The following is a 22734-nucleotide window of genomic DNA, read 5'->3' as shown; positions in this document are numbered from 1 at the left end:
CGGTTACTCCGTTCCCTTGGTCATCAGCGTCATCAGGTTCTCCTGGGTGGCCTCGGCCCGCGGCACCTCACCGGTGATCCGGCCGGCCGACAGCGTGTAGATCCGGTCGCAGATGCCGAGCAGCTCGGGCAGCTCGGAGGAGATGACCAGCACCGCCTTGCCCTCGTCGGCGAGCCGGTTGATGATCGTGTAGATCTCGTACTTGGCGCCGACGTCGATGCCGCGGGTGGGCTCGTCGAGGATCAGCACGTCCGGGTTCGTGAAGATCCACTTGGACAGCACGACCTTCTGCTGGTTGCCCCCGGACAGCTTGCCGGTGATGCTCAGCACGCTCGGCGCCTTGATGTTCATGCTCTTGCGGAAGGCGCCGGCGGTCTTGAACTCCTCGTTCTCGTCCACCCAGCCGCGCTTGGCCAGCTTGCCCAGGGCGGCCGCGGAGATGTTGCGCTTGATGTCCTCGATGAGGTTCAGGCCGTACCGCTTGCGGTCCTCGGTCGCGTACGCGATGCCGTGGTTGATCGCGTCGCGCACCGAGCGCAGGTGGATCTCCTTGCCGTCCTTGATGATCCGCCCGGAGATCCCGATGCCGTAGGAGCGGCCGAAGACGCTCATCGCCAGCTCGGTGCGCCCGGCGCCCATCAGCCCGGCCAGCCCGACGATCTCGCCGCGGCGCAGGCTCAGGTTGGCGTTGCTGACCACCACCCGGCCGTGCTGGGTGGGGCTGTGCACGGTCCAGTCCTCGATCCGCAGCACCTCCTCGCCCACGTGCGACTCGTGCGGCGGGTAGCGGTGGTCGAGGTCGCGGCCCACCATGCCGGAGATGATCTTGTCCTCGGTGACCTCGTCGGTCGCCAGGTCCAGGGTGGAGATCGTGCGGCCGTCGCGCAGGATGGTCACCCGGTCGGCGATGGCCATGACCTCGTTGAGCTTGTGCGAGATGATCACGCAGGTGATGCCCTCGTCGCGCAGCCCGCGCAGCAGGCCGAGCAGGTGCGCCGAGTCCTCGTCGTTGAGCGCCGCGGTCGGCTCGTCGAGGATGAGCAGCCGGACCTCCTTCGACAGGGCCTTGGCGATCTCGACGAGCTGCTGCTTGCCGACGCCCAGCTCCAGGATCGGGGTCACCGGGCTCTCGTGCAGGCCCACCCGCCGCAGCAGCTGGTCGGCGGCGTGGTTGGTGCGGTTCCAGTCGATCAGGCCGCGGGTGGCCTGCTCGTTGCCGAGGAAGATGTTCTCGGCGATGGACAGCTGCGGGGCCAGCGCCAGCTCCTGGTGGATGATGACGATGCCGCGGTGCTCGCTGTCGCGGATGCCGGAGAACCGGCACTCCTCGCCCTCGAAGGTGATCTCACCGTCGTAGGAGCCGTGCGGATAGACCCCGGACAGCACCTTCATCAGGGTGGACTTGCCGGCGCCGTTCTCGCCGCAGATCGCGTGGATCTCGCCGCGACGTACGGTCAGATTGACGTCCTGGAGCGCTTTGACCCCGGGAAACGTCTTGGTGATGTCCTGCATCCGCAGGATGGTGTCGCTCATGGAACTCCCCAGGGTCGCACGCGCGCGAAGGAGGCGGTGCCCGCCGCCGGGTGGGGCGGCGGGCACCGGTACGGATTACTTGAGGTCCGACTCCTTGTAGTAGCCCGAGTCGACGAGCTCCTTCTTGTAGTTGCTCTTGTAGATGATCACCGAGTCCAGCAGCTGGGCCGGGACGACCTTGACACCGTTGTCGTAGTCCTTGTCGTTGTTCGTCGTGGGCTTCTGGCCCTTGAGAACAGCGTCGGCCATCTGCACGGTGGTGTCGGCCAGCTTGCGGGTGTCCTTGTAGATGGTGGCGAACTGCTCACCGGCGATGATCGACTTGACCGACGCCTGCTCGGCGTCCTGGCCGGTGACGACCGGGTACGGCTGGCCGGCGGTGCCGTAGCCGTTGCTCTTGAGCGCGGAGAGGATGCCGATGCTCAGGCCGTCGTACGGCGACAGCACGCCGTCGACCTTGGTGCCGCCCTTGTACGTCGAGGTCAGCAGGTTCTCCATGCGGTCCTGGGCGACGGCCGGCTTCCAGCGCAGGATGGCGACGGTCTTGAAGTCGGTCTGGCCGCTCTTGACCACCAGCGTCTTGTTGTCGATGTACGGCTTCAGGACCGACATCGCGCCGTTGAAGAAGAAGGTCGCGTTGTTGTCGTCCGGGGAGCCGGCGAACAGCTCGATGTTGAACGGGCCCTTCGCGTCGCCCTTGGTGGTGCCGTCCTCCTTGAGCAGCTTCAGGCCGACCAGCAGCGAGGTCGCCTGCTGGACGCCGACCTTGAAGTTGTCGAAGGTGGCGTAGTAGTCCACGTTCGGGCTGTTGCGGATCAGCCGGTCGTAGGCGATGACCGGGATGTTGTTCTCCTTGGCGCTCTGCAGCTGCGTGGTGATCGCCGTGCCGTCGATCGAGGCGATGATGAGCAGCTTGGCGCCCCGGGTGATCTGGTTGTCGAGCTGGTTCACCTGGGTCGGGATGTCGTCCTCGGCGTACTGCAGGTCGACCTTGTAGCCCTTGGACTCGAGCTGCTTCTTGAGGTTGTCACCGTCACCGATCCACCGCTCGGAGGAACGCGTCGGCATGGTCACGCCGATCAGCGCGCCGCTGTTGTCGGCAGCACCGGAGGCCTGCGAGTCGGCCGTCTTCTCACTCGAGCCACAGGCGGCCAGGGCCACCGAAAGCGTCATGGCCGTGGCCACTGACGCGAGCCGGGTCAACTTCATCGTTCTCTCCTTGCGATGGTGGGCGCACGACCGGGCAACTTTCCCGCACGTGCGATCATAAGTAAACATTTCTCGACACTGTTGTTACGCAGGCGATACGTACTTACCGCGCGTATTGCCGGTAGTACGCCTGGTTCCAACGCACCCGATCGGCGAAGTCGTGCGTGGTCGTGTTCTCGTCGATCAGCAGAAGTTCAGTGTTGAGCATCGTGGCGAAGTCGCGCAGCGGCTCTGCCCCGACGGCCTGGGTGAGCACGGTGTGGTGCGGCCCGCCGGCGGTCAGCCAGGACTCGGCCGACGTGGCCAGCGACGGGGCCGGCTTCCAGACCGCGCGGGCCACCGGCAGCTTGGGCAGCGGCTCGTCCGGCGCGGTGACCTCGATGGTGTTGGCCACCAGCCGGAACCGGTCGCCGAGGTCGGCCATGCCGATCACCACGCCGGGGCCGGGCGCGGCGTCGAAGACCAGCCGCACCGGGTCCTCCCGGCCGCCGATGCCCAGCGGGTGGATCTCGCAGGACGGCCGGTCGGCGGCGATGCTCGGGCAGACCTCGAGCATGTGCGCGCCGAGGATCTTCTGCTCGCCCGGGCCGAAGTGGTAGGTGTAGTCCTCCATGAACGAGGTGCCGCGGCCGGTGCCCGTACCCATCGCCTTGACCGCCGCGAGCAGCGCCGAGGTCTTCCAGTCGCCCTCGCCGCCGAAGCCGTAGCCGTCGGCCATCAGCCGCTGCACGGCCAGGCCGGGCAGCTGGCGCAGCCCGCCCAGGTCCTCGAAGTTGGTGGTGAAGGCGCCGAAGCCGCCCTCGGTGAGGAACTGCCGCAGGCCGGCCTCGATCCGCGCCGCGTAGCGCAGGGACTCGTGCCGGTCACCGCCGCGGACCAGCTGCGGGTCCAGCGTGTACGCGTCCGCGTACTCCGCCGCCAGCGCGTCGACCTCGCTGTCCGGGACCGCGTCGACCACCGCGACCAGGTCGTTCACGCCGTACGTGTTGACCGAGACGCCGAAGCGCAGCTCGGCCTCGACCTTGTCGCCCTCGGTGACGGCCACGTCGCGCATGTTGTCGCCGAAGCGGGCCAGCCGCAGGCTGCGCAGGCGCTGCACGCCCGCCGCGGCCCGCACCCAGCCGTCGATCCGGGTCACCACGGACGGGTCGGCCGCGTGCCCGGCGACGGTCTTGCGGGCCACGCCGATCCGGGTCTGGATGTAGCCGAACTCCCGGTCGCCGTGCGCGGCCTGGTTGAGGTTCATGAAGTCCATGTCGATGGACGCCCACGGCAGCGCCTGGTTGAGCTGGGTGTGCAGGTGCAGCAGCGGCTTGCGCAGCGCGTCCAGCCCGGTGATCCACATCTTGGCCGGGGAGAACGTGTGCATCCAGGCGATCACGCCGAGGCAGGCCGGGTCGGCGTTGGCCTCCAGCATGACCGTCCGGATCGCCGCGCTGTCGGTGAGCACCGGCTTGCTGACGATCTCCGCCGAGATGCCCCCGGAGGTCGTCAGGAGCTGCTGGATCTGCTGCGACTGGGAGGCGACCTGGTCCAGGGTCTCGGGCCCGTAGAGGTGCTGGCTGCCGGTGAGGAACCAGATCTGCGGCTTCATCGGGTGGACTCCTGTCCGTAGGCGTGCTGATGGCGGTCGAGAGGGTTCACCGGGCGGCCACCCGGCGCTGAACGGCCCGCAGGTTGCGCATGACCTTGTTGGCGCCGCGGCCGAAGTAGTCGTGCAGCTTGGTGTACTCGGCGAACAGCTCGTCGTAGACCTCGGCCGCGGCCGGGTCGGGCTGGTACACCGCGGTCTGCTTGCGGCCCATCGCCGCCGCGGCCGCACGGACGTCCGGGTACGCGCCCGCGGCGGCCGCCGCGTGGATCGCCGAGCCCAGCGCCGGACCCTGGTCGGAGCCGATCACCGACAGCGGCATCCGCAGCACGTCGGCGTAGATCTGCATGAGCAGCGGGTTCTTGACGAGCCCGCCGGCCGCGACGAACTCGCGCACCGGCACGCCGGCGGCGTTGAACGTCTCGACGATGGTCCGGGTGCCGAACGCGGTCGCCTCGATGAGCGCCCGGTAGACGTCCTCGGGCCGCGTGGCCAGCGTCTCGCCGACCAGCAGGCCGGACAGCTCGTGGTCGACCAGCACCGAGCGGTTGCCGCTGTGCCAGTCCAGCGCGATCAGGCCGTGCTCGCCCGGCTTCTGCCGCGAGGCCAGCTCGGTCAGGTGCTCATGGGTGAACTCGGGGGCGAGGTAGCGCAGGTAGTGGGCGAAGATGTCGCCGACGCCGCTCTGCCCGGCCTCGTAGCCGTACAGGCCCTCGACGATGCCGCCGTGCACCACGCCGCACATGCCGGGCACCTCGGCGACCTCGGCGCCGTTCATCACGTGACAGGTCGAGGTGCCCATGATGGCGACCATCTGGCCGGGCTCGAGGGCCTGGGCGGCGGCCGAGGTGACGTGCGCGTCGACGTTGCCGACCGCCACCGCGATGCCTTCGGGCAGGCCGGTCCAGCCGGCGGCCTCGGCGCTCAGCGTGCCGGCGGCGGCACCGAGCTGGCCGATCGGCTGGTCCAGCTTGTCGGCGACGAAACTCGCGAAGTCCGGGTTGAGCTCGCTCAGGAACTCCGGCGACGGGTAGTGCTCGTCCTGGCGGATGCCCTTGTAACCGGCCGTACAGGCGTTGCGGACGTAGGAGCCGGTGAGCTGCCAGATGATCCAGTCGGCGGCCTCGACCCAGCGGTCCATCCGCGCGTACAGCTCGGGGTCCTCCTCGAGCAGCTGCAGCGCCTTGGCGAACTCCCACTCCGAGGAGATCAGGCCGCCGTAGCGCGGCAGCCAGGCCTCGCCGCGCTTGGCGGCGAGCTGGTTGATCCGGTCGGCGTGCGACTGCGCGGCGTGGTGCTTCCAGAGCTTGACGTACGCGTGCGGCCGGCTCGCCAGGCCCTCGAGCTCGCTCAGCGGCGTGCCGTCGGCCAGCGTCGGCACCATGGTGCACGCGGTGAAGTCGGTGCCGATGCCCACGACCTGCGCCGGGTCGATGCCGGCAGCGCGCACCGCGGCGGGCACCGCCTGCTGGAGCACCTCGACGTAGTCGCCGGGCACCTGCAGTGCCCAGTCGTGGCCGAGCGGGGTGCCGTCGGGCAGGGCCTCGGTGAGCACGGCGTGCGGATATTCGTGGACGGCCGAGCCGAGCTCGGTGCCGTCGGACACCCGGACGACGACGGCCCGCCCGGAGAGGGTGCCGAAGTCGACGCCGATCACATAGGTCTCGGACGGAGCGACGGGCATGACTGAGTACCTCCGGGAAGGGGAATCCGGCGTTGCGCCGGCGTGTCACAGACCACACGACAGGCGGCGTGGGATCGAGTGTGAGCGCTAACATTTCCGATGTCAACGGCTCTGTGGTTACAACGCGGCAACCTTGATGAAACCGTTCAGGCAGGTGGGGCCACACTGGCCCGCTCCACCAGCGACGGGGCGATGACCACGCGGTTCGGCGGCGTGGCGGGGTCGGTGATCTGGGCCAGCAGCAGGTCCAGGCCGGCCTGGGCGACCGCGTCGAAGGACGGCCGCACGGTCGTCAGCGGCGGGATGAAGAAGGCCGCCTCCGGCACGTCGTCGAAGCCGACCACGCTCACGTCGTGCGGCACCCGGCGGCCGTGCTCACTGAACGCCCGCAGCAGACCGAGCGCCTGGTGGTCGTTGGCCGCGAAGACCGCGGTCACCTCGGGCATCCGCGCCAGCATCCGGCCCGCGTCGTAGCCGGAGGCCGCCGACCAGTCGGCGTTCACCAGCGGCGGCACCTCGGCGCCGGCCTCGTGCAGGGCCGCCCGCCAGCCTTCGATGCGCCAGGCCGCGTCGTACCACTCCGGCGGGCCGGAGATGTGCCAGACCGTACGGTGGCCGGCGGCGAGCAGGTGCCGGGTGGCGGCGCGCGCCCCGGCGGCCTGATCCACGGTCACCAGAGTGTGCGACCGTTGCGGATCACCGTCGATGGTCACCAGCGGCACCCCGGCGGGCATGCCCTCGAGGGCGTCGTCCGCGGACTTCACCGGCGCGATCACGACCAGGCCGGCGACCCGCTGGTCCAGGTGCCGCTCGACGGCCCCCGCGATCGACTCCCGGTCGAGGCGTCCGACGCTGCCCACGCTGACCGCGAAACCCGCCTCGGCCGCGGCCTGCTCGAAGGCCGCCAGCAGCGAGGCCGGGCCGTAGAGGGTGCTGTTCTGCGCGACGATGCCGATCAGCTGGGAGCGGCCGGTGACCAGCGCCCGGGCCGCCCGGTTGGGCCGGTAACCCAGCTCGGCGATGGCCGCGCGTACCCGCAGGCGGGTCTGTTCGCGCACATTCGGATGGTCGTTGAGGACCCGGGAGACGGTCTGGTGCGAGACTCCGGCCAGCCGGGCGACATCGGTCATGGCGGGGCTGCGCGCCGCGTGCACATCCATCGCCGCACCTCGTCCCGTCGCGCACCACCATGGGCGTGGGTGTCCCGGAGGGTGGACCCGACGGTCATTGTTAGCGATAACAAGACCCTCGTCAACAGCCGGACCGGTGCGGACCCGTACGCTCGGCGGTGATGGACGCAGCACCGGTTTCCCCGCCGCCGGCCGGCCACGTCGTGCTCGACACCCGTCGTGACCACGGCTTCGCGTCGCTGCGCAAGTCCGCCCCGTCGCGCACCGAGCGGTACGAACTCGGCCGTTCCCTGCGCGAGCGTTCGCCGCGCTCCGACCTCGCCCACTGGACCCCGGCGCCGGACCGTGTCGACCCGGTCCAGCAGATCGTCGACGCGCACGAGGGGCGGCTGCCCTGGCTGGTCCCGGTCCGGGTGGGCCGGATGATCGCCTCGCCGTACGCGTTCCTGCGCGGCTCGGCCAACATCATGGCCGACGACTTCGCTCCCCTGCCGCACACCGGCATCACCCCGGTCATCTGCGGCGACGCCCACCTGGGCAACTTCGGCTTCTACGCCTCGCCCGAACGCGAGCTGGTCTTCGACCTCAACGACTTCGACGAGGCCCACCCCGGCGCCTGGGAATGGGACCTGCGCCGGCTGGTCACCAGCGTCTGGGTGGCCGGCCGGCAGAACGGCTTCCGCGAGCACGCCTGCGCCGACGCGGTGAAGCACTGCGTCGAGGAGTACCGCGAGCAGATCGGCCACCTGGCCGAGCTGCCGCTGCTCGCCCGCTCGTTCGCCGCCCTGGACGTGGACGACCTGCGCAAGGCGGCCACCAAGCCCGGCTTCCGCGACGAGATCGAACGGGCCGCCCGCCGGGCCCGCCGGCGCACCAGCGACCGGGCGCTGCCGCGCTTCACCGAGCACCGCGACGGCACCGTACGGCTGGTCCAGGAGCCGCCGCTGATCACCCGGCCCAGTGACAAGGAGCTCGACCACCTCGCCGCGGCGCTGGACGGCTATCTGAACACGTTGCCACCGCACTGGGCGCGCATTCTGGCCGGCTACCGGATCGTCGACATCGCGCACAAGGTGGTCGGCGTCGGGTCGGTGGGGCTGCGGGCGTACGTCGCGCTGTGCGAGGGCAGCAGCCCCGACGACGTGGTGTTCCTCCAGCTCAAGCAGGCCCGCCGGTCGGTGATCGCGAAACACCAGCACGGCTCGGTGGCCTGGCACCGGCACCAGGGCCAGCGCGTGGTGGAGTACCAGCAGGCTCTGCAGACCGTCAGCGACCCGCTGCTGGGCTGGGCCACCGTCGGTGAGCTGCAGTTCTACGTGCGGCAGTTCCGCGACATGAAGGGCGCGATCCTGGTCGAGGACATCAACGCGGGCGCGCTGGCCGACTACGCCGGCATCTGCGGCTACCTGCTCGCCAAGAGCCACGCCCGGACCAGCGGCGCGTCCATGATCGCGGGCTACATCGGCAGCAGCGACAAGCTCGACGACATGCTGTGCAAGTTCGCCCGCGCGTACGCGGACCAGGTCGAGAGCGACCACCAACGCCTGGTCGCCGCGGTGCGCCAGGGTCACCTACCGGCGGAGCCAGCATGAGTGGTCGTCTGTCCCTGTCAGCCCCGGCAGTCCTGGAGTTCTGGACCGAACGGCACCTCTGCACCCTGACCACGCTGCGCGCCGACGGCTCGCCGCACGTGGTGCCGGTCGGTGCCACCGTCGACCCGGCGGCGGGCCTGCTGCGGGTGATCGCCTCCGGCGGCTCGGCCAAGGTCCGGCAGGTGCGTGCGGGTGGCGACCGGGTGGCGATCTGCCAGGTCGACGGTCCACGCTGGAGCACGATCGAGGGCCGGGCCGTGGTCCGCGACGACCCGGAGTCGGTGGCCGAGGCTGAGCGCCGCTACGCCGAGCGCTACCGCCAGCCCCGGCCCAACCCGCAGCGGGTGGTCATCGAGGTGACCATCACCCGGGTGCTGGGCTCGGCCAGCCTGGGCGCTACTGGAAGCTCACCAGTTCGGGAACGGGCTTGAACTTGAGCACGTCGGCCGCCCGGTAGCGCTTGACGTCCTCGTCGTAGAACAGCTTGTAGCCGAGGTGGAACTGCTTCGGGCGGCGCAGCCTGTTCCAGGTGGCGTCCTTCTCCGAGCGGGTGCCGAAGCCGTCGACGTGCTGCACCAGGGCCAGCCCGGGCTGCTTGGAGATCCGGGTGATGTCCGGCAGCATCGACGCCCGGAACTGGTGCAGCACGAACAGCTTCTCCGGCAGCCGGTGCGCCCGGACCAGGCCGGACAGGTAGGCGGAGACGCGGTTGACCTCGGCGGCACCGACCCGGCCGATGGTCTTGCCGGGCACCTTGCCCTCGGGCATCCGCCATTCCGGGTCCAGGGCCAGCCCGACGTGCGGCTGCACCAGGAAGCGTTCCAGCCGGCGGGCCTGCGGCAGGAAGTCGCCGCGGCCCGGTTGCAGGTCCAGGATGAGCAGGATTTTGTGCCGGCGGGCGTGGTCGACGTACTGCTGGATGCGGCTCAGCGGGATCATCCGGCTGTAGTTGCCGTCGGCGCCCGGGCCGGCCTGGGCGACGCTGGCGATCAACTCGTACGCGGGCTGCACCTTGCGGCCACCGGCGAACGGTTTCGCGGCGGCCCGCAGCTTCGGCAGCATCTTGTCCGGGCTGCCCTCGCCCAGCACCCCGAGAGCGCTGTTGCCCGCGGTGCCGTAGTAGGCGACGACCCGGTACGCCGGGAAGATCTTGGTACCGCCCTGCGGCAGCTGCGCGGGCGCCACGGGCCGGGCCGAGGGTGTCGGTACGGCACTCGGTGCGGCGGCGCTGGGCGGGCTATTCACGGGCTTCGGCTGGTCGGCGCTGCAACCGGCGAGAGCCGCGACGAGCAGGGCAGCGAGTACGGGACGCACGTCGACCTCCTGGTCCTCCAAGCAGCGGCCACCGTACTGCCGGCAGCGCGCGATGTCAGCGCCGGTACCCGGGCCGAGTTGAGTACGCGCACCCATCCGCCCAGGTCACCGGCCCGGCAGGGTATCCGGCATGACCTCCACCACCGTGCCCGGCGCCTCCGCCGCGTCCCTGGCGGCCGCGACCCCGCCCGGCCGTGACCGCTACGTCGACCTGCTCCGCGTCGCCTCGCTCGGCGTGGTGATCGCCGGGCACTGGCTGATGGCCGTACCGGTGACCGGCGCCGACGGCGGCACCCGCGTGACCAACGTGCTGGCCCTGGTTCCCCGGTTGCAGCCGATCACCTGGCTGCTGCAGGTCATGCCGGTGTTCTTCCTGGTCGGCGGCTTCGCGCACGCGACTGCCCTGGCCTCCATCCGGCGCCGCGGCGGCGGCTACGCGGACTTCACCCGGTCCCGTACGGCCCGGCTGCTGCGCCCGACCGCGGTCTTCCTCGCCGTCTGGCTGACCCTGGCCCTCGGCGTGGCACTGGCCGGCCAGGACCAGGGCCTGGTCCGGGTGGCGCTGCGGACGGCCGTGCAGCCACTGTGGTTCCTCGCCGTCTACCTGGGACTCGTCGCGCTGGCGCCGGTGATGTGGCGGCTGCACGAGCGCTTCGGCGCCAAGGTGCCGGTGCTGCTGCTGGCCGTGGCGGTCGGCGTGGACGTGCTGCGCTTCGCCGGGCACCCGCGGATCGCCGTCCTGAACCTGCTGGTGGTCTGGGCCGGTGTGCACCAGCTCGGCTTCTTCTACGCCGACGGGACACTGCAACGCGGGGGCCGTCGGCTCGCCCTGCTGCTGGCCGGTGGCGGGCTCGGCGCGGTGCTGCTGCTGACGACGGTGGGCCCGTACCCGGTGTCGATGGTCGGCGTGCCGGGCGGGACGGTGTCCAACATGTCGCCGCCGACGGTGGCACTGGCCGCGCACGCGGTCTGGCTGATCGGTCTCGTCCTGCTGGTACGCGTGCCCGCCACCCGGCTGCTGAACCGGGCCCGGGTGTGGCAGGCCGTGGTGGCGGCGAACGGGCTGGCCATGACGGCGTTCCTCTGGCACCTGACCGCCGCGTTCGTCGTCCTGGTCGCGGCCCGCGGCCTGACCACCGGAGCACCCGGGTCGGCCGGCTGGTGGGCGACCCGGCCGCTCTGGCTGGCCGCTGCCGCGCTGGTCACCGCCGTCCTGGTGCTGATCTTCCGCCGCTTCGACACACCCCGGCCCACGGTGATCACCACGGAGTCGGCCGCGCGGGCCGCGATCGGAGCGACGATGTGCACGCTGGGCGTCCTCGGCGTCTCGATCGTCGGCTTCGGCGGGCTGCTGGAGGGCCGCACGGCGACGCTGCTGGTCGTGCCGGTCACCGCGCCGCTCGCCCTGGCACTGGTGGCGCTGGGCGCAAGCCTGCTGCGAGCCGCTCCGCTGAGCGCGGGAACGGCGGTAGCTTTCAACGGTGAGCATTCCTGACGCGACGACGTACCCGGCCGGGGTGGAGATCCTCGAAGGCACCCCGGTCGCCCTCGGCGGGCCGCGCGGGCTGGAGGTGACCCGGACGCTGCCCAGCAAGCACCGGCGGATGGTCGGGGCGTGGTGTTTCCTGGACGCGTACGGGCCGCACCGGCTCGCGGGTTCGGCCGGGATGCGCGTCGGCCCGCACCCGCACATCGGCCTGCAGACGGTGAGCTGGCTGGTCGCCGGGGAGATCGTGCACCGCGACAGCCTCGGCAGCCTGCAGGAGATCAAACCGGGCCAGCTCAACCTGATGACCGCCGGGCGCGGCATCTCCCACTCGGAGGAGACCCCGGCCGACAACAGCGGCGTACTCCAGGGGGTTCAGCTCTGGGTGGCCCTGCCGGACGCGACCCGCGGCGGACCGCCGGCCTTCACCCAGCACGCGGAGCTGCCGGTGCTCACCGACGGCGGCCTCTCCGCGACCGTGCTGATGGGCGACCTGGCCGGGGCGGTTTCTCCCGCCCGCTGCGACACTCCCCTGCTGGGAGCGGAGATCACCCTGACTGCCGGGAGCACGGCCGCACTGCCCCTGAGACCCGATTTCGAGTACGCGGTGCTGGTCATCGACGGCGCGGCGACCGTGGCGGACGTGCCGGTCGAGCCCGGGCCGCTGCTGTACCTCGGCGAGGGACGCACCGAGCTGCGCCTGACCGCGGGACCGGCGACCAGGCTGATGCTGCTGGGCGGCGAACCGTTCACCGAACGGCTCGTGATGTGGTGGAACTTCGTGGGCCGCGACCACGACGAGATCGTGACGGCCCGCCAGGCCTGGGAGGACCGCGCCACAGGAGGACCGTTCGGCGTGGTCCGCGGCTACGACGGTCCCGACATTCCGGCGCCGCCGATGCCGATCACCCGCCTGGTGAGCCGCGGCCGCACCCGCTGACCTGCGGAGATCCACTTCGGGCGTCGCACAAATCCAGCTTGACGGTGGTTGCGGGCGGGCGGATCGTCAGAGAGGTATCCATGCACGCGGGCTGAAGGAGCGCACCGTGAGCCTGCTCGACGTGGGGAAACTCGCCCTCATCACCGTAACGCCCACTCTGATCGGCGCGGTCGTCCTCTACTCGCCGCGCTGGTGGGCTGCCGTGTCGCAATCCTGGGCCGGCCGCCGGGCGGAGCCGCCGCGGCCGCTCGGGCCGCCGATCGAACAGCTGGCCGCCGACCTGCGCCGGTTGCTGCGGCTGCACGAGGAACTGACCCGGTCCGCGCACATCGCGATGCTGGCCCAGCGGTTGTGGGCGGTGGAGGCGGCGATCGGGGCGCGGGCTGTGGAGGCGGCGCGGGCTCTGGACGTGCCGCATCGGGAGCCGGAGCAGTTGGAAATTCTGACTCGGGCTGAGCTTTCGCGGCTGCTGCACGATCTGTGCCGGGCGGGGTTGGCGCTGCCGGCACTCACGGCACCGTTCAACAAGGACGGCCGCTTCTGAGCGGCCGGCTTCGGCAGCCGGCTCGTGGCGGGCCAGCTTCGGCAGCCGGCTCGTGGCGGGCCAGCTTCGGCATCCGGCTCGTGGCGGGCCAGCTTCGGCATCCGGCTCGTGGCGGGCCAGCTTCGGCAGCCGGCTCGTGGCGGGCCAGCTTCGGCAGCCGGCTCGCGGCGGGCCGGCTTGGGGATCGAAACGGCGGCGGGTGCACCCGCCGCCGTTTCTGGGCCCCGGCAGGTGGCGGCTTAACGGGGGCGTCGGCCGCCGGCCGGGGAGTTCATCGTGGACAGGGTCCAGGAGTCCAGGCGGCGCAGCGCCGCCCGGTAGGTGGCGCGTACGGCGCCGAGGTCGAGGCGCGGCATGATCCGCTCCCTTCCGTTCGGTGTCGTGTTTCTGTCACATCGCGCTCGCGCCATCGGGGATGGACGGCGTGATCGCGGGCCGGCACAGCGCCGGGCCGGCCGTGCTTCCCACCGTGACATCCGGGGTGGCCATGATCCGTGGATACGCGACGTGTCCCTCGCCACGGTCACAACAAGTGAGGGCAAGATCGACCGGCGTCGCGCCATTCTTCGTCGCTTTCCTCAGCCGGCCATTAAGAATGGCTTAAATTCCGTGGCCGGCCACGTCGCCGAAACAATGAGAGCGGTTCATGAATGGAGTACCGCCGCAGCCACCGTCGTCACTCAACGTCAATTGTCAAAAACCTTCCGTTTGCCCACGCGAGAGAATGAACCGCTGGGCGTCCGCGTCCGTACTGTCTGTCGATGGAACTCTCTCGGCGGGCCGCGGCGCCGGGACGGCTCCGGGGTTCAGGGGGACCCCAGGGCCGGATGAAGCGCTCCCGCGGGCGGTAGCGCGCTACGCAAATCCGTGGTTAACCTTCCAACTCGTACGGCGGGGAAGGGCTACCGGGCGCGGGTGGGCGTGCGCGGCGGCGAGGACGGGGGGCACGGATGCGAGAGCGGGCCGGCTCGGCGCAGCCACTGTCGCGCCCCTCCGCGGGTCGTGCCGGGGTGACCCGATGAGCTTCGAGGACGACGAATACTGGGAATCGGAGTACGACGACGACCCGAAACGGCCGTACGCGGACACCACCGCGACCGCCCGGGACCCGTACGCGGATGCAGTCGCGGCCCGCTGGGGCGCTGATACCCGCCGTCCCCCGACCCGCGCCCGATACGTCGAAGAAGACGAATTCGACGACAATCCGGAAACTCCGCAGAAGCCGGTGATCCCCCTCGATCCGGGCATCGACGAGCTGGCCGAACGCCGCCGCCAGCGCCGCCAGGACGGCTACCAACGGTCACCGAACCGCGACAAACGCATCAAGCAGGCCTTCGACAGTGAGCGCCCCAGCTGGCTTGACGACCCCGCGTTCGCCCCGGCCGACCTCGACGCCGCCCCCGTCTCACCCCCCGGCGCCGAGGGCTGGCAGCGACGCAGCCTCGACTTCGACGAGCTCGAGTACGACGACCGCGACTTCGACGAACGCGACTGGGAGGAGCAGCAGCGCTACACCGCGTCCCGCCGCTCCCGGGTCATCGAGAGCTGGGACGACGCCCCGGTCGACGAGCCGGTGCGCCGGGGCCGCCGGGACGACGTGCCGCAGCCGGTCACCGGCCGCGCCCGGGTGTCACCGCCGGTGCCGGACGAGCCCGCGGAAGAGGTCGTGGCGGACCTCTACCGGCCGCGGCGTGACCAGGACTTCGACCCGCTCGTCGACGACCTGCGCGAGGAGGACCTGCTCCCGTACGAGCGTCGTCCTGCCCCGGGGCGGGACCGCCGGCCGTCGCGGACCACGTGGGATCTGCCGGCTGCGTCCGTACCGGATGAGGAGTCGCGGATCGCCCCGGCCGAGCCGTGGTCCGACCGGCCCGCCGCCGAGGCGCCGCGGCCGGCTGCGGCGGCCAAGGCCGACGAACCGCAGACACCGGACGACGGCGAGGGCCCGCGGGTGCTGAGCAAGGCACCACCGCCGGGGACGCCGCGCGTGCTCAGCAAGGCCACGCCGCCGGCGCCGCCGCGGGTGATCAAGAAGGCTGACCCGCCGGCTACGCCGCGGGTGGTGAAGGCGGCGCCGTCGACGGCTACGCCTCGGGTGGCGACGCCGGCGCTGCCGAGCGTGCCGAAGGCGCCGGCCGCTGCCGGGCCGGGGACGCGGCGGCAGGGTGCGGCGCCGGCTGCGTTCGATCAGGGGCGGGCTGCGGGCTACGACCAGGCGCCGGCTGGGGGTACGCGGAAGCCGCGGGTCGGATTTGTCTCGCCGTCCGGGGTGACGGACGAGGCGCCGGTGAGTCCGGCTGCGTTTGATTCCGCGCCGGGTGTTGCCGGGCGGGCTCCGGTCAGTCCGGCCGCGTTCGACGGCGCGCCGGGGGTCACCGGGCGGGCTCCCGTCAGTCCGGCCGCATTCGATGGCGCGCCGGGGGTCACCGGGCGGGCTCCCGTCAGTCCGGCCGCATTCGATTCCGCACCGGGGGCCGCCCGGCAGGCTCCGGTCAGTCCAGCCGCGTTCGACGGCGCGCCGGGGGTCGCAGGACGGGCTCCCGTCAGTCCGGCCGCATTCGATGGCGCGCCGGGTGTCGCCGAGCGGGCTCCGGTCAGTCCGGCCGCATTCCACGGCGCGCCGGGTGTCGCCGGGCAGGCTCCCGTCAGTCCGGCCGCATTCGACGGCGCGCCGGGTGTCGCCGAGCGGGCTCCGGTCAGTCCGGCCGGGCCGGTTCCTGGCGCCGACGGTTTCCGGCCCGGGGCGATGCCCCCGCCGGATCGGCGCGCTGCGGAGGCGCCGCCCGTCAGTCCTGCCGGGCCGCGGAACCGGCCGCCCGTCATGCCGGCCGCTGCGCCTCCGCCGGTTCCGCCGTCCGCGCCCACGCCGATCCGGCGGCCTGCGGTCGGTGAGTCGCCGCATAACCCGGCGGCGTCGCAGGCTCCCGCGGCTTTCACGCCGTGGGCCAATGATGATCAGGCGCACGATCCTCGTGTCGCGTCCGCGCACGGCTTCCCGGCCGGGACCGATCCGCGGGGCGTTCCGGTGCACGATCCCCGGTTCTCGGCGCCGGGTGACCCGCGGGGTGCAGGGCCGGGACAGGATCCGCGGCTCATTCAGCCGCCTGCGCAGGACGCCTGGGCCGCTCAGCAATCGCCTGGGCAGGACGCCTGGGCCGCTCAGCAATCGCCTGGGCAGGACGCCTGGGCCGCTCAGCAATCGCCTGCGCAGGACGCCCGGCTCGCTCCGCCGCCGCAGAGTGCCGATGCCCAGGTCGCTCAGCCGCCGCAGAGTGGTGACGCGCGGCTCGCGTCGCCGCAGGCGTTTCCGGCTGGGGCGGCCGGCACGGATCCGCGTGGTGTGCCGGTGCATGATCCGCGGTTCTCGTCGCCGCAGGCCACCGATCCGCGCATTGCCGCACCCCGCGGTCGGCGTGGCGGGCCGGCTGCCCCGCCCGCGGCCAACGCTTCGCGCGGCCGGGCGTCGTTCGACGACGGATCGACCGCTGAGCGGCCGATCGTCGGTGGGCCGCGGACCGCGATGATTCTCTCCACGGGTACGCCGACCGCCGTGCCGCCGTCGCAGCGGCCGCCGTCGCGTACCGCTCCGACCGTTGGTTCGCCGCAGCCCGGGGTCACCGCGTACGACATTCCCGCCCAGGTCAGGCCCGTTACGGGCGTGCCGGCCGCGCTCGAGGGCGAGGTTCTTCCGGCCCGCCACGGCACCGATGGCCCGGTCACCGGCGAGCTTCCGCCCATCGGCCCTCAGGGGCCGGGCTCCCCCGCGCCCGTCGGCGGCGAGACGTCCCACGGCGAGCCGGTGGCCTACACCGACGTACCGGGGCAGCACCGCAGCCCTCAGCAGCCGCCCGTGGGTCGCGCGATCCAGGTGCCCGCTCAGCGGCCGGGCGAGGCCGACGGTTCAGGGCAGGTTGCCCAGAGCTATCTCGCCGATCCCGGCGTTCAGGCCCGGCCCGGTCAGCCGCGGCACGGTGGTGTTCCGGCGGAGCCCGAGCCTCCGGTACGGCCGATGGGCGTGCCCGCGCAGCCACGTCACGGCGATCCGGCGGAACAGCACCGGTCGGAAGAGGCAGCTCGGCGGGCCGCGGCGCAGCAAGCGGAGGCCGCACGCCAGGCGGAAGCCGCACGCCAAGCCGAAGCCGCCCGCCAAGCCGAGGCAGCACGCCAGGCCGAAGCCGCACGCCAAGCCGAGGCAGCACGCCAGGCCGAGGCCGCCCGCCAGGCCGACGCCGCACGCCAAGCCGAAGCAGCACGCAAGGCCGACGCCGCACGCCAAGCCGAAGCAGCACGCCAGGCCGGAGCCGCGCGCCAGGCTGAGATCGCAGCCCGCGAGGCTGAAGCGGCCGCCCGCCGAGCCGAAGCCGCCCACCGCGCGGAAATCGCAGCCCGCCAAGCCGAAGCAACCGCCCGCCAAGCCGAAGCAGCACGTCAGGCCGACGCCGCCCGCCGCGCCGAGGCCGCACGCAAGGCCGAGGAAGCCGACCGCCAGGCCGAGGAAGCCGACCGCCAGGCCGAAGCGACCCGCCAGGCGGCGATCGCAGCCCGCCAGCTCGAAGCCGAACAGCACGCCGAAGCGGCCCGGCAGGCCGAAGCAGCACGTCAGGCGGAAGAGGCCCGCCGCGCCGCGGAGCTCGCCCGCCAGGACCAAGCGAAGCAACTGGCCGAAGCCGCCTTCCGCACCGGCGGAGTGCCGATCACGCGGCCCACCGACGCGCAGCAGGCCGGTGCCGCACCCGCGGAGGCCGAGCCGCAGCACAGCCCGAAGCCCGGTGCCGGCAGCGCCACGCCGATCTCCCCGGTTCCGCCGGCCACCCGGCCCGGCCCGAACCCCGCCGCGAACGCCGCGCCGATCGGGCGTCTGATCACGTCGGGGCCGTCGGAGCCGCGCAAGTACGCCGACTCGGATCTCGGGCCCACGTGGTTCGGGGCCAAGCCCAAGGCGGCCGAGGCGCCGGTTCAGGAGAACACGGAAGAGGCGAAGGCCGACGGGGTCGTGCTGAACCTGGACATCACCGGACTGGTGAACGGGATCGCCGACGAGGCGACCACGATGTCACCGGAGGAGGTCGCCGCTCAGGATCAGCCCGAGCCGAGCGACGCTGAGCCGACCAGCGGCGGGCCGGCACCTGGTGAGCCCTCGAAACTCGACGATAAGGCCGACGCGCTGCTCGTACCCGGGCCGGAGCCCGCCGAGATCAAGCCCGCCGTCCCCGGCCGGCCCAAGCCCCTGGGTCCGGAGGATCTGGCCGCGATCCGGTGGCGGCTGGACGGTGCCACGCTGCGCGAGGTCGTGGACGACCGGGACGCGCTGCGGGAGCTCGGTGAGCGGCTCGACGGGCCGCTGGCCGACGAGCAGGACAACGTCGCCCGGGCCGGGCTACTGAGTGTGCGGGCCGAGGTGTACCGGCTGCTGGACGAGCTCGGTATGGCCGCGGCCGCCAGCCGGCTGGCGCTCGCTCACGCCGAGTCGGCCGGAGATGTGCAGGCCACCGTCATCGCGCAGGCCGAGCTGGCGCACGTGTTGCGGTTGCGGGGGGACTACGCCGAGGCCGATCGGCTGTTCGAGCAGGCCGCCAGTTCGGAGGCGCCGGAACTGCTGCGCAGCGTGGTGCACGAGAACGCCGGTCGCAGCGCCTTTGATCAGGGGCGGCACATGGAGGCGCTCGATCACTTCGCCCGGGCGGTGCGGCTCGGGCTGCCCGATGATCAGGAGCTGGCGCAGCGGATCGATGTCGCGCTCGAGGCGATCTACATCCATGTGCTGCGGGACGGCTGGGGGCCTTACCCGCGGATGCGCCGGGAGATTCTCGGGCTGGTCAAGGCCGCGGGTCCGGAACAAAGCTAGGCACCTGGTCGACGTTGTGCCGTTCGCCGGCCACGGACACCCGGCCGCGACCTGACGACTTCGCCTCGTAGAGCGCCGCGTCCGATGCCGCGACCAGGTCTTCGACCGTGCTGACGTCGCCGGGCAGCACGGCGATGCCGATACTCACGCCGGGCGGGCCGCCCAGCAGGTCGGTGCGGTCGGCGATCGCGGAACGCAGGGCGTCGGCGACGCCGACGGCGGCGCGGCGGCCCATCCGTAGCAGCATGACGAACTCGTCGCCGCCCAGCCGGGCCGCGACGCCGGTTTCGCCGACGACCTTGCGCATCGCTTCGGCGACCGCCTGCAGCACCCGGTCGCCCTCGGCGTGGCCGAAGGTGTCGTTGATCGCCTTGAAGTGGTCCAGGTCGACCGTGAGCAGGGCCAGGGCGCCGTCGGTGCGCCGGGCCCAGGCCCCCTCGGCGACCAGCGCGTCGTCGAAGTAGCGGCGGTTGGCCAGGCCGGTGAGGTGGTCGGCGTTCGCCTGCCGTTCCAGGACGTCGCGCAGTCGGTCGGCGCGGACCCGCAGGCTCTGCACCACCGTGGCGGCCATCGTCATGGCCAGCACCATGGCGACCCAGTCGGAGGCGCCGCGCTGGGGTCCGAGGACCGCGAACACGGTGGCCGCGTCGCCCGCGTACACCAGGAGCAGGTTGAGGTAGAGGACCCGGCGGCTGAGGAAGTTCGCCGCGTACAGGATGGGCCAGAGGTAGAAGAGCTGGGAGCCGGTGGACGCGTCGTGGGTGGCGAAGTTCAGCCCGGCCACCACCGCGGTGGCCAGGATGGGTGCGATGAACCAGCCCGACCGGGGTACGGCGGTGGGCCGGCGCCAGCAGAGCACGCCCGTGAACGCCATCAGGACAGAGATCACCGCGGCAACGACCAGAGTGATCAGGTTGACGCCCGGGTCGATGTACGACGTCACGAGGACGTAAGGCGACGCGGCCAGCGTGAGGTACGCGACCGCACGAGAGGCTCCGTGCAGGTCGCGTAGCTCGTATGCGGGGGCGTGGACCCTGAGCGACACGTTCTTTGTTCGGCCTCCCGGGCCCGGACATGAGGTTTTGGCCGCGCCGGTCAGGCCGGTGAGGTCGGTGGGGGCGCCGGTTCGCGCTGGGCCAGAGTGACGCCCAGGCTGGCCAGGCTCACCAGCAGCAGCGCCACGACCTCGCGCAGGCCGAGCCGCTGGTGCAGCACCACGAGCCCGGCGACGGCCGCGGCAGCCGGCTCCAGGCTCATCAGTATGCCGAAGACCCGGGTGGGCATGCGCCGTAGCGCGTTGATCTCCAGGCCGTAGGACAGGACCGACGACAACAGCGCGACCGCGGCCGCGCCGGCGAGCAGAGACGGATGATCCAGTACGGCGGAAGCACCGCTCGCGCCGAACGGCAGAACGAGCACCGCCGCAACCGCGAGCGCCACCGCCAGCCCACCCGTCCCCGGGACCAGCGTGCCCAGGTGCGCGCTGGCCAGGATGTAACCGGCCCAGCAGAGCCCGGCGGCGAACGCCAGCAGCAGTCCACCCAGCGGTGCCGTGAAACCGGACCCGAGGCCGAGCAGGGCGACTCCCCCGGCGGCCAGCAGGGCCCACAACAGGTCGACCAGCCGGCGGGTCTGCACCAGCGTGAGCAGCAGCGGCCCGAGGAACTCGACCGTCACGCCCACGCCGAGCGGGACCGTGCGCAGGGCCAGGTAGAAGAGCAGATTCATGCCCGCCATGGCCACGCCGAGCAGTACGGCGGCCCGCCACGCGGCGGCGGACCAGCCACCGATCCGGGGACGGAACGCGACGCCGAGAATCACGGCCGCGATCGACAGGCGCAGCAGCGTGACGCCGGCCGCGCCGAGGTCGTCGAACAGCGTACGGGCGACGGCGCTGCCGACCTGGACGGACGCGATGGCGGTGAGGACGAGCAGTGGAGCCGGCACGGTGCGGCGCTCGCGGACGGTCGTGGTCATTCGGTCCGCAGCGCGACGACGGGATCGAGGCGGCCGGCGCGCTGCGCGGGCACGACCCCGAAGACGATGCCCACCAGCGCCGACACCCCGAACGCCAGGGCCAGCGACCACCAGGTGACGGCGGCCGGCACCGGGGACAGCCGGTCGACGAGCAGCGCGGCGGAGATGCCCAGGGCCATGCCGATGACCCCGCCGATCGTGGTGAGCAGGACGGCTTCGAGCAGGAACTGCACGCCGATGTCGCGGGGCCGGGCGCCGACCGCCTTGCGCAGGCCGATCTCCCTGGTGCGTTCCCGGACCGACACCAGCATGATGTTGGAGACGCCGACGCCGCCGACCAGCAGGCTGATGCCGGCGATGGCGGCCAGGACGCCGGTGAGCACGCCCAGGATGTCGCCCAGCACGCCGAGGATCTGCTCCTGGGTGACCGCGCTGAAGTCGCTCTCGGGATGGCGCTTGCCGAGGGCCGCGACGATGTCGGTGCCGAGGGTGTCGATGCGTTCCCGGTCAGGCGCGCGGATCGCCAGGGCGTCGATGCGGTCGGTGCCGAGCAGCCGCTGGGCGGCCGTGACGGGGATGTGCACCTCGCTGTCGCGGTCCACGCCGAGGCTCTGGCCGAGCGCCTCGAAGGTGCCGATCACGCGGAAGCGGACGCCGCCGATGGTGATCTGCCGGCCGATCGGATCCCGGTCGCCGAAGAGCTGGGTGGCCACGCCCGCGCCCAGGACCGCGACCCGGCGGGCGGTGTTGACGTCCGAGCGGGTCAGGTAGGCGCCCCGGTCGAGGCGGCGGACGAAGACGCTCGGGGTGGTCTCGAGCACGCCCTGCATGCTGGCGAACGAGCTGCGGCTGCCGGCGCGTACGGTCTCGCCGGAGGCCACCGTCACCGCGACCCGGTTGCGGTCGCCGACGACCCGGGAGACGGCGTCGACGTCGTCGAGCGACAGCGTCGACACCGACGGCGCGGAGCCGGCCTCGAGCCGGCCCGGCACGACGATGAGCAGGTTGGAGCCGAGGCCCTCGACCTGCTGCTCGATCTGCTGCTTGGTGCCGGTGCCGATGGCCACGAGCGCGACCACCGCGGCGACGCCGATGACCACGCCGAGCATGGTCAGCACGCTGCGCAGCCGGTTGGCGCGCAGCGCGTCGAGAGCGACCCGCCAGGCCTCGGCCAGTCTCACGCGGTGCCGTCCCCGGGGTCCGGCGCGGCCGGGGCGGGCTCGACGATCAGCCCGTCGCGCATCACGATCTGCCGGTGGGCGCGCTCGGCGACCTCCCGGTCGTGGGTCACCAGGACGACGGCCACCCCGTCGGCGTTGAGCGACTCGAGCAGGGCCAGCACCGACTGGCCGGTGGTCGTGTCGAGATTGCCGGTGGGCTCGTCGGCGAGCAGCACCGACGGGCCGGTGACCAGCGCGCGGGCGATGGCGACGCGCTGCTGCTCGCCGCCGGACATCTGGTTGGGCCGGTGGTCCATCCGGTGCGCCAGGCCGACGCGTTCCAGCATCTCGCCGGCCCGGGCCCGGCGTTCCCGGCGGCCGATGCCGCGGTAGACCAGCGGCAGGGCCACGTTGTCCCGGGCCGTGGTCCGGGTGAGCAGGTGGAACGACTGAAAGACGAAGCCGATGGTCTCGTTGCGCAGCCGGGCCATCTCGGGCGGGGACAGCGTGGCGACGTCGCGGCCGCCGATGAGCAGGGTGCCGCCGGTGGGCCGGTCGAGCCCGCCGAGCAGATGCATGAGGGTGGACTTGCCGGAGCCGGAAGTGCCGACGATGGCCAGGTAGTCGCCGTCGGTCACGGTCAGAGAGACGCCACGCAGGGCGGTGACGGAGACGCCGTCCAGCTCGTACGTGCGCGAGACGTCCGTGGCCACGATGGCCGGGATGTCG

General features: G+C 72.2%; 16 protein-coding genes. 6 read left to right on the top strand and 10 right to left on the bottom strand.

Going from position 1 to position 22734, the window contains the following annotated elements:
- Positions 1–3: 3 nt before the first annotated feature.
- The 5 genes from mmsA to ACZ6S4_RS18035 all read right to left on the bottom strand — a co-directional run bounded on the left by mmsA (position 4) and on the right by ACZ6S4_RS18035 (position 7177).
- Positions 4–1533 carry a multiple monosaccharide ABC transporter ATP-binding protein gene (mmsA, locus tag ACZ6S4_RS18055; protein ID WP_465476028.1) on the bottom strand — a complete coding sequence of 510 codons (1530 nt, stop codon included), beginning with the start codon at positions 1531–1533 and terminating at the stop codon, positions 4–6.
- Positions 1534–1608: 75 nt separating this feature from the next.
- Positions 1609–2742 carry a multiple monosaccharide ABC transporter substrate-binding protein gene (chvE, locus tag ACZ6S4_RS18050; RefSeq protein ID WP_465476027.1) on the bottom strand — a complete coding sequence of 378 codons (1134 nt, stop codon included), beginning with the start codon at positions 2740–2742 and terminating at the stop codon, positions 1609–1611.
- A gap of 103 nt (positions 2743–2845) precedes the next feature.
- On the bottom strand, positions 2846–4336 hold the full coding sequence (araA, locus tag ACZ6S4_RS18045) for an L-arabinose isomerase (protein ID WP_465476026.1): 1491 nt from the start codon (positions 4334–4336) through the stop codon (positions 2846–2848).
- A 46-nt stretch (positions 4337–4382) separates the two neighbouring features.
- A complete protein-coding gene (gene araB / locus ACZ6S4_RS18040; RefSeq protein WP_465476025.1) occupies positions 4383–6017 on the bottom strand; it encodes a ribulokinase in 1635 nt (544 codons plus the stop codon).
- A gap of 146 nt (positions 6018–6163) precedes the next feature.
- Positions 6164–7177: a LacI family DNA-binding transcriptional regulator gene (locus tag ACZ6S4_RS18035; protein WP_360824521.1), complete on the bottom strand. Its 1014-nt coding sequence runs from the start codon at positions 7175–7177 to the stop codon at positions 6164–6166.
- A gap of 131 nt (positions 7178–7308) precedes the next feature.
- On the opposite strand from ACZ6S4_RS18035, the gene ACZ6S4_RS18030 reads away from it, so the two are divergent.
- Positions 7309–8739, top strand: a complete 1431-nt coding sequence (locus ACZ6S4_RS18030) for a DUF2252 domain-containing protein (RefSeq protein ID WP_465476024.1) — start codon at positions 7309–7311, stop codon at positions 8737–8739.
- Positions 8736–9170 (top strand): pyridoxamine 5'-phosphate oxidase family protein, encoded by a 435-nt coding sequence (locus ACZ6S4_RS18025; RefSeq protein ID WP_465476023.1) that lies wholly within the window; start codon positions 8736–8738, stop codon positions 9168–9170. Before ACZ6S4_RS18030 ends, ACZ6S4_RS18025 begins: the two co-directional genes overlap by 4 nt.
- Here the strand turns inward: ACZ6S4_RS18025 and ACZ6S4_RS18020 are convergent.
- Complete coding sequence (locus tag ACZ6S4_RS18020; RefSeq protein WP_465476022.1) at positions 9136–10053, bottom strand: hypothetical protein; 918 nt, start codon at positions 10051–10053, stop codon at positions 9136–9138. The genes ACZ6S4_RS18025 and ACZ6S4_RS18020 overlap by 35 nt on opposite strands.
- 130 nt (positions 10054–10183) lie before the next feature.
- Here ACZ6S4_RS18020 and ACZ6S4_RS18015 point away from each other — a divergent pair, with 130 nt between their 5' ends.
- The 4 genes from ACZ6S4_RS18015 to ACZ6S4_RS18000 all read left to right on the top strand — a co-directional run bounded on the left by ACZ6S4_RS18015 (position 10184) and on the right by ACZ6S4_RS18000 (position 18868).
- Positions 10184–11548: an acyltransferase family protein gene (locus ACZ6S4_RS18015; RefSeq protein WP_465476021.1), complete on the top strand. Its 1365-nt coding sequence runs from the start codon at positions 10184–10186 to the stop codon at positions 11546–11548.
- On the top strand, positions 11535–12479 hold the full coding sequence (locus tag ACZ6S4_RS18010) for a pirin family protein (protein ID WP_465476020.1): 945 nt from the start codon (positions 11535–11537) through the stop codon (positions 12477–12479). Before ACZ6S4_RS18015 ends, ACZ6S4_RS18010 begins: the two co-directional genes overlap by 14 nt.
- A 106-nt stretch (positions 12480–12585) precedes the next feature.
- Positions 12586–13023 carry a hypothetical protein gene (locus ACZ6S4_RS18005; RefSeq protein WP_465476019.1) on the top strand — a complete coding sequence of 146 codons (438 nt, stop codon included), beginning with the start codon at positions 12586–12588 and terminating at the stop codon, positions 13021–13023.
- A 1018-nt stretch (positions 13024–14041) separates the two neighbouring features.
- A complete protein-coding gene (locus ACZ6S4_RS18000; protein ID WP_465476018.1) occupies positions 14042–18868 on the top strand; it encodes a hypothetical protein in 4827 nt (1608 codons plus the stop codon).
- Here ACZ6S4_RS18000 and ACZ6S4_RS17995 read toward each other — a convergent pair.
- The 4 genes from ACZ6S4_RS17995 to ACZ6S4_RS17980 are packed head-to-tail and all read right to left on the bottom strand — an operon-like array spanning position 18840 to position 22730.
- A complete protein-coding gene (locus tag ACZ6S4_RS17995; protein WP_465476017.1) occupies positions 18840–19913 on the bottom strand; it encodes a GGDEF domain-containing protein in 1074 nt (357 codons plus the stop codon). The genes ACZ6S4_RS18000 and ACZ6S4_RS17995 overlap by 29 nt on opposite strands.
- A gap of 50 nt (positions 19914–19963) precedes the next feature.
- Entirely contained in the window at positions 19964–20845 is an 882-nt protein-coding gene (locus tag ACZ6S4_RS17990; RefSeq protein ID WP_465476016.1) for an EamA family transporter, read from the bottom strand.
- The gene (locus ACZ6S4_RS17985) at positions 20842–22026 is read right to left on the bottom strand and encodes an ABC transporter permease (RefSeq protein ID WP_465476015.1); all 1185 of its coding nucleotides are present in this window, start codon (positions 22024–22026) and stop codon (positions 20842–20844) included. The genes ACZ6S4_RS17990 and ACZ6S4_RS17985 overlap by 4 nt, the downstream gene beginning before the upstream one ends.
- Positions 22023–22730 carry an ABC transporter ATP-binding protein gene (locus tag ACZ6S4_RS17980; RefSeq protein ID WP_465476095.1) on the bottom strand — a complete coding sequence of 236 codons (708 nt, stop codon included), beginning with the start codon at positions 22728–22730 and terminating at the stop codon, positions 22023–22025. The genes ACZ6S4_RS17985 and ACZ6S4_RS17980 overlap by 4 nt, the downstream gene beginning before the upstream one ends.
- Between the last annotated feature and the right edge of the window lie 4 nt (positions 22731–22734).

It is taken from the genome of Actinoplanes sp. NPDC051405 (assembly GCF_055586185.1).
This window is presented reverse-complemented; position numbering and strand designations above follow the sequence as displayed.

Coding starts and splice junctions, on each gene's coding strand:
- mmsA (WP_465476028.1), bottom strand. CDS start 1,533: ATGAGCGACACCATCCTGCGGATGCAGGACATCACCAAGACGTTTCCC.
- chvE (WP_465476027.1), bottom strand. CDS start 2,742: ATGAAGTTGACCCGGCTCGCGTCAGTGGCCACGGCCATGACGCTTTCG.
- araA (WP_465476026.1), bottom strand. CDS start 4,336: ATGAAGCCGCAGATCTGGTTCCTCACCGGCAGCCAGCACCTCTACGGG.
- araB (WP_465476025.1), bottom strand. CDS start 6,017: ATGCCCGTCGCTCCGTCCGAGACCTATGTGATCGGCGTCGACTTCGGC.
- ACZ6S4_RS18035 (WP_360824521.1), bottom strand. CDS start 7,177: ATGGATGTGCACGCGGCGCGCAGCCCCGCCATGACCGATGTCGCCCGG.
- ACZ6S4_RS18030 (WP_465476024.1), top strand. CDS start 7,309: ATGGACGCAGCACCGGTTTCCCCGCCGCCGGCCGGCCACGTCGTGCTC.
- ACZ6S4_RS18025 (WP_465476023.1), top strand. CDS start 8,736: ATGAGTGGTCGTCTGTCCCTGTCAGCCCCGGCAGTCCTGGAGTTCTGG.
- ACZ6S4_RS18015 (WP_465476021.1), top strand. CDS start 10,184: ATGACCTCCACCACCGTGCCCGGCGCCTCCGCCGCGTCCCTGGCGGCC.
- ACZ6S4_RS18000 (WP_465476018.1), top strand. CDS start 14,042: ATGAGCTTCGAGGACGACGAATACTGGGAATCGGAGTACGACGACGAC.
- ACZ6S4_RS17990 (WP_465476016.1), bottom strand. CDS start 20,845: ATGACCACGACCGTCCGCGAGCGCCGCACCGTGCCGGCTCCACTGCTC.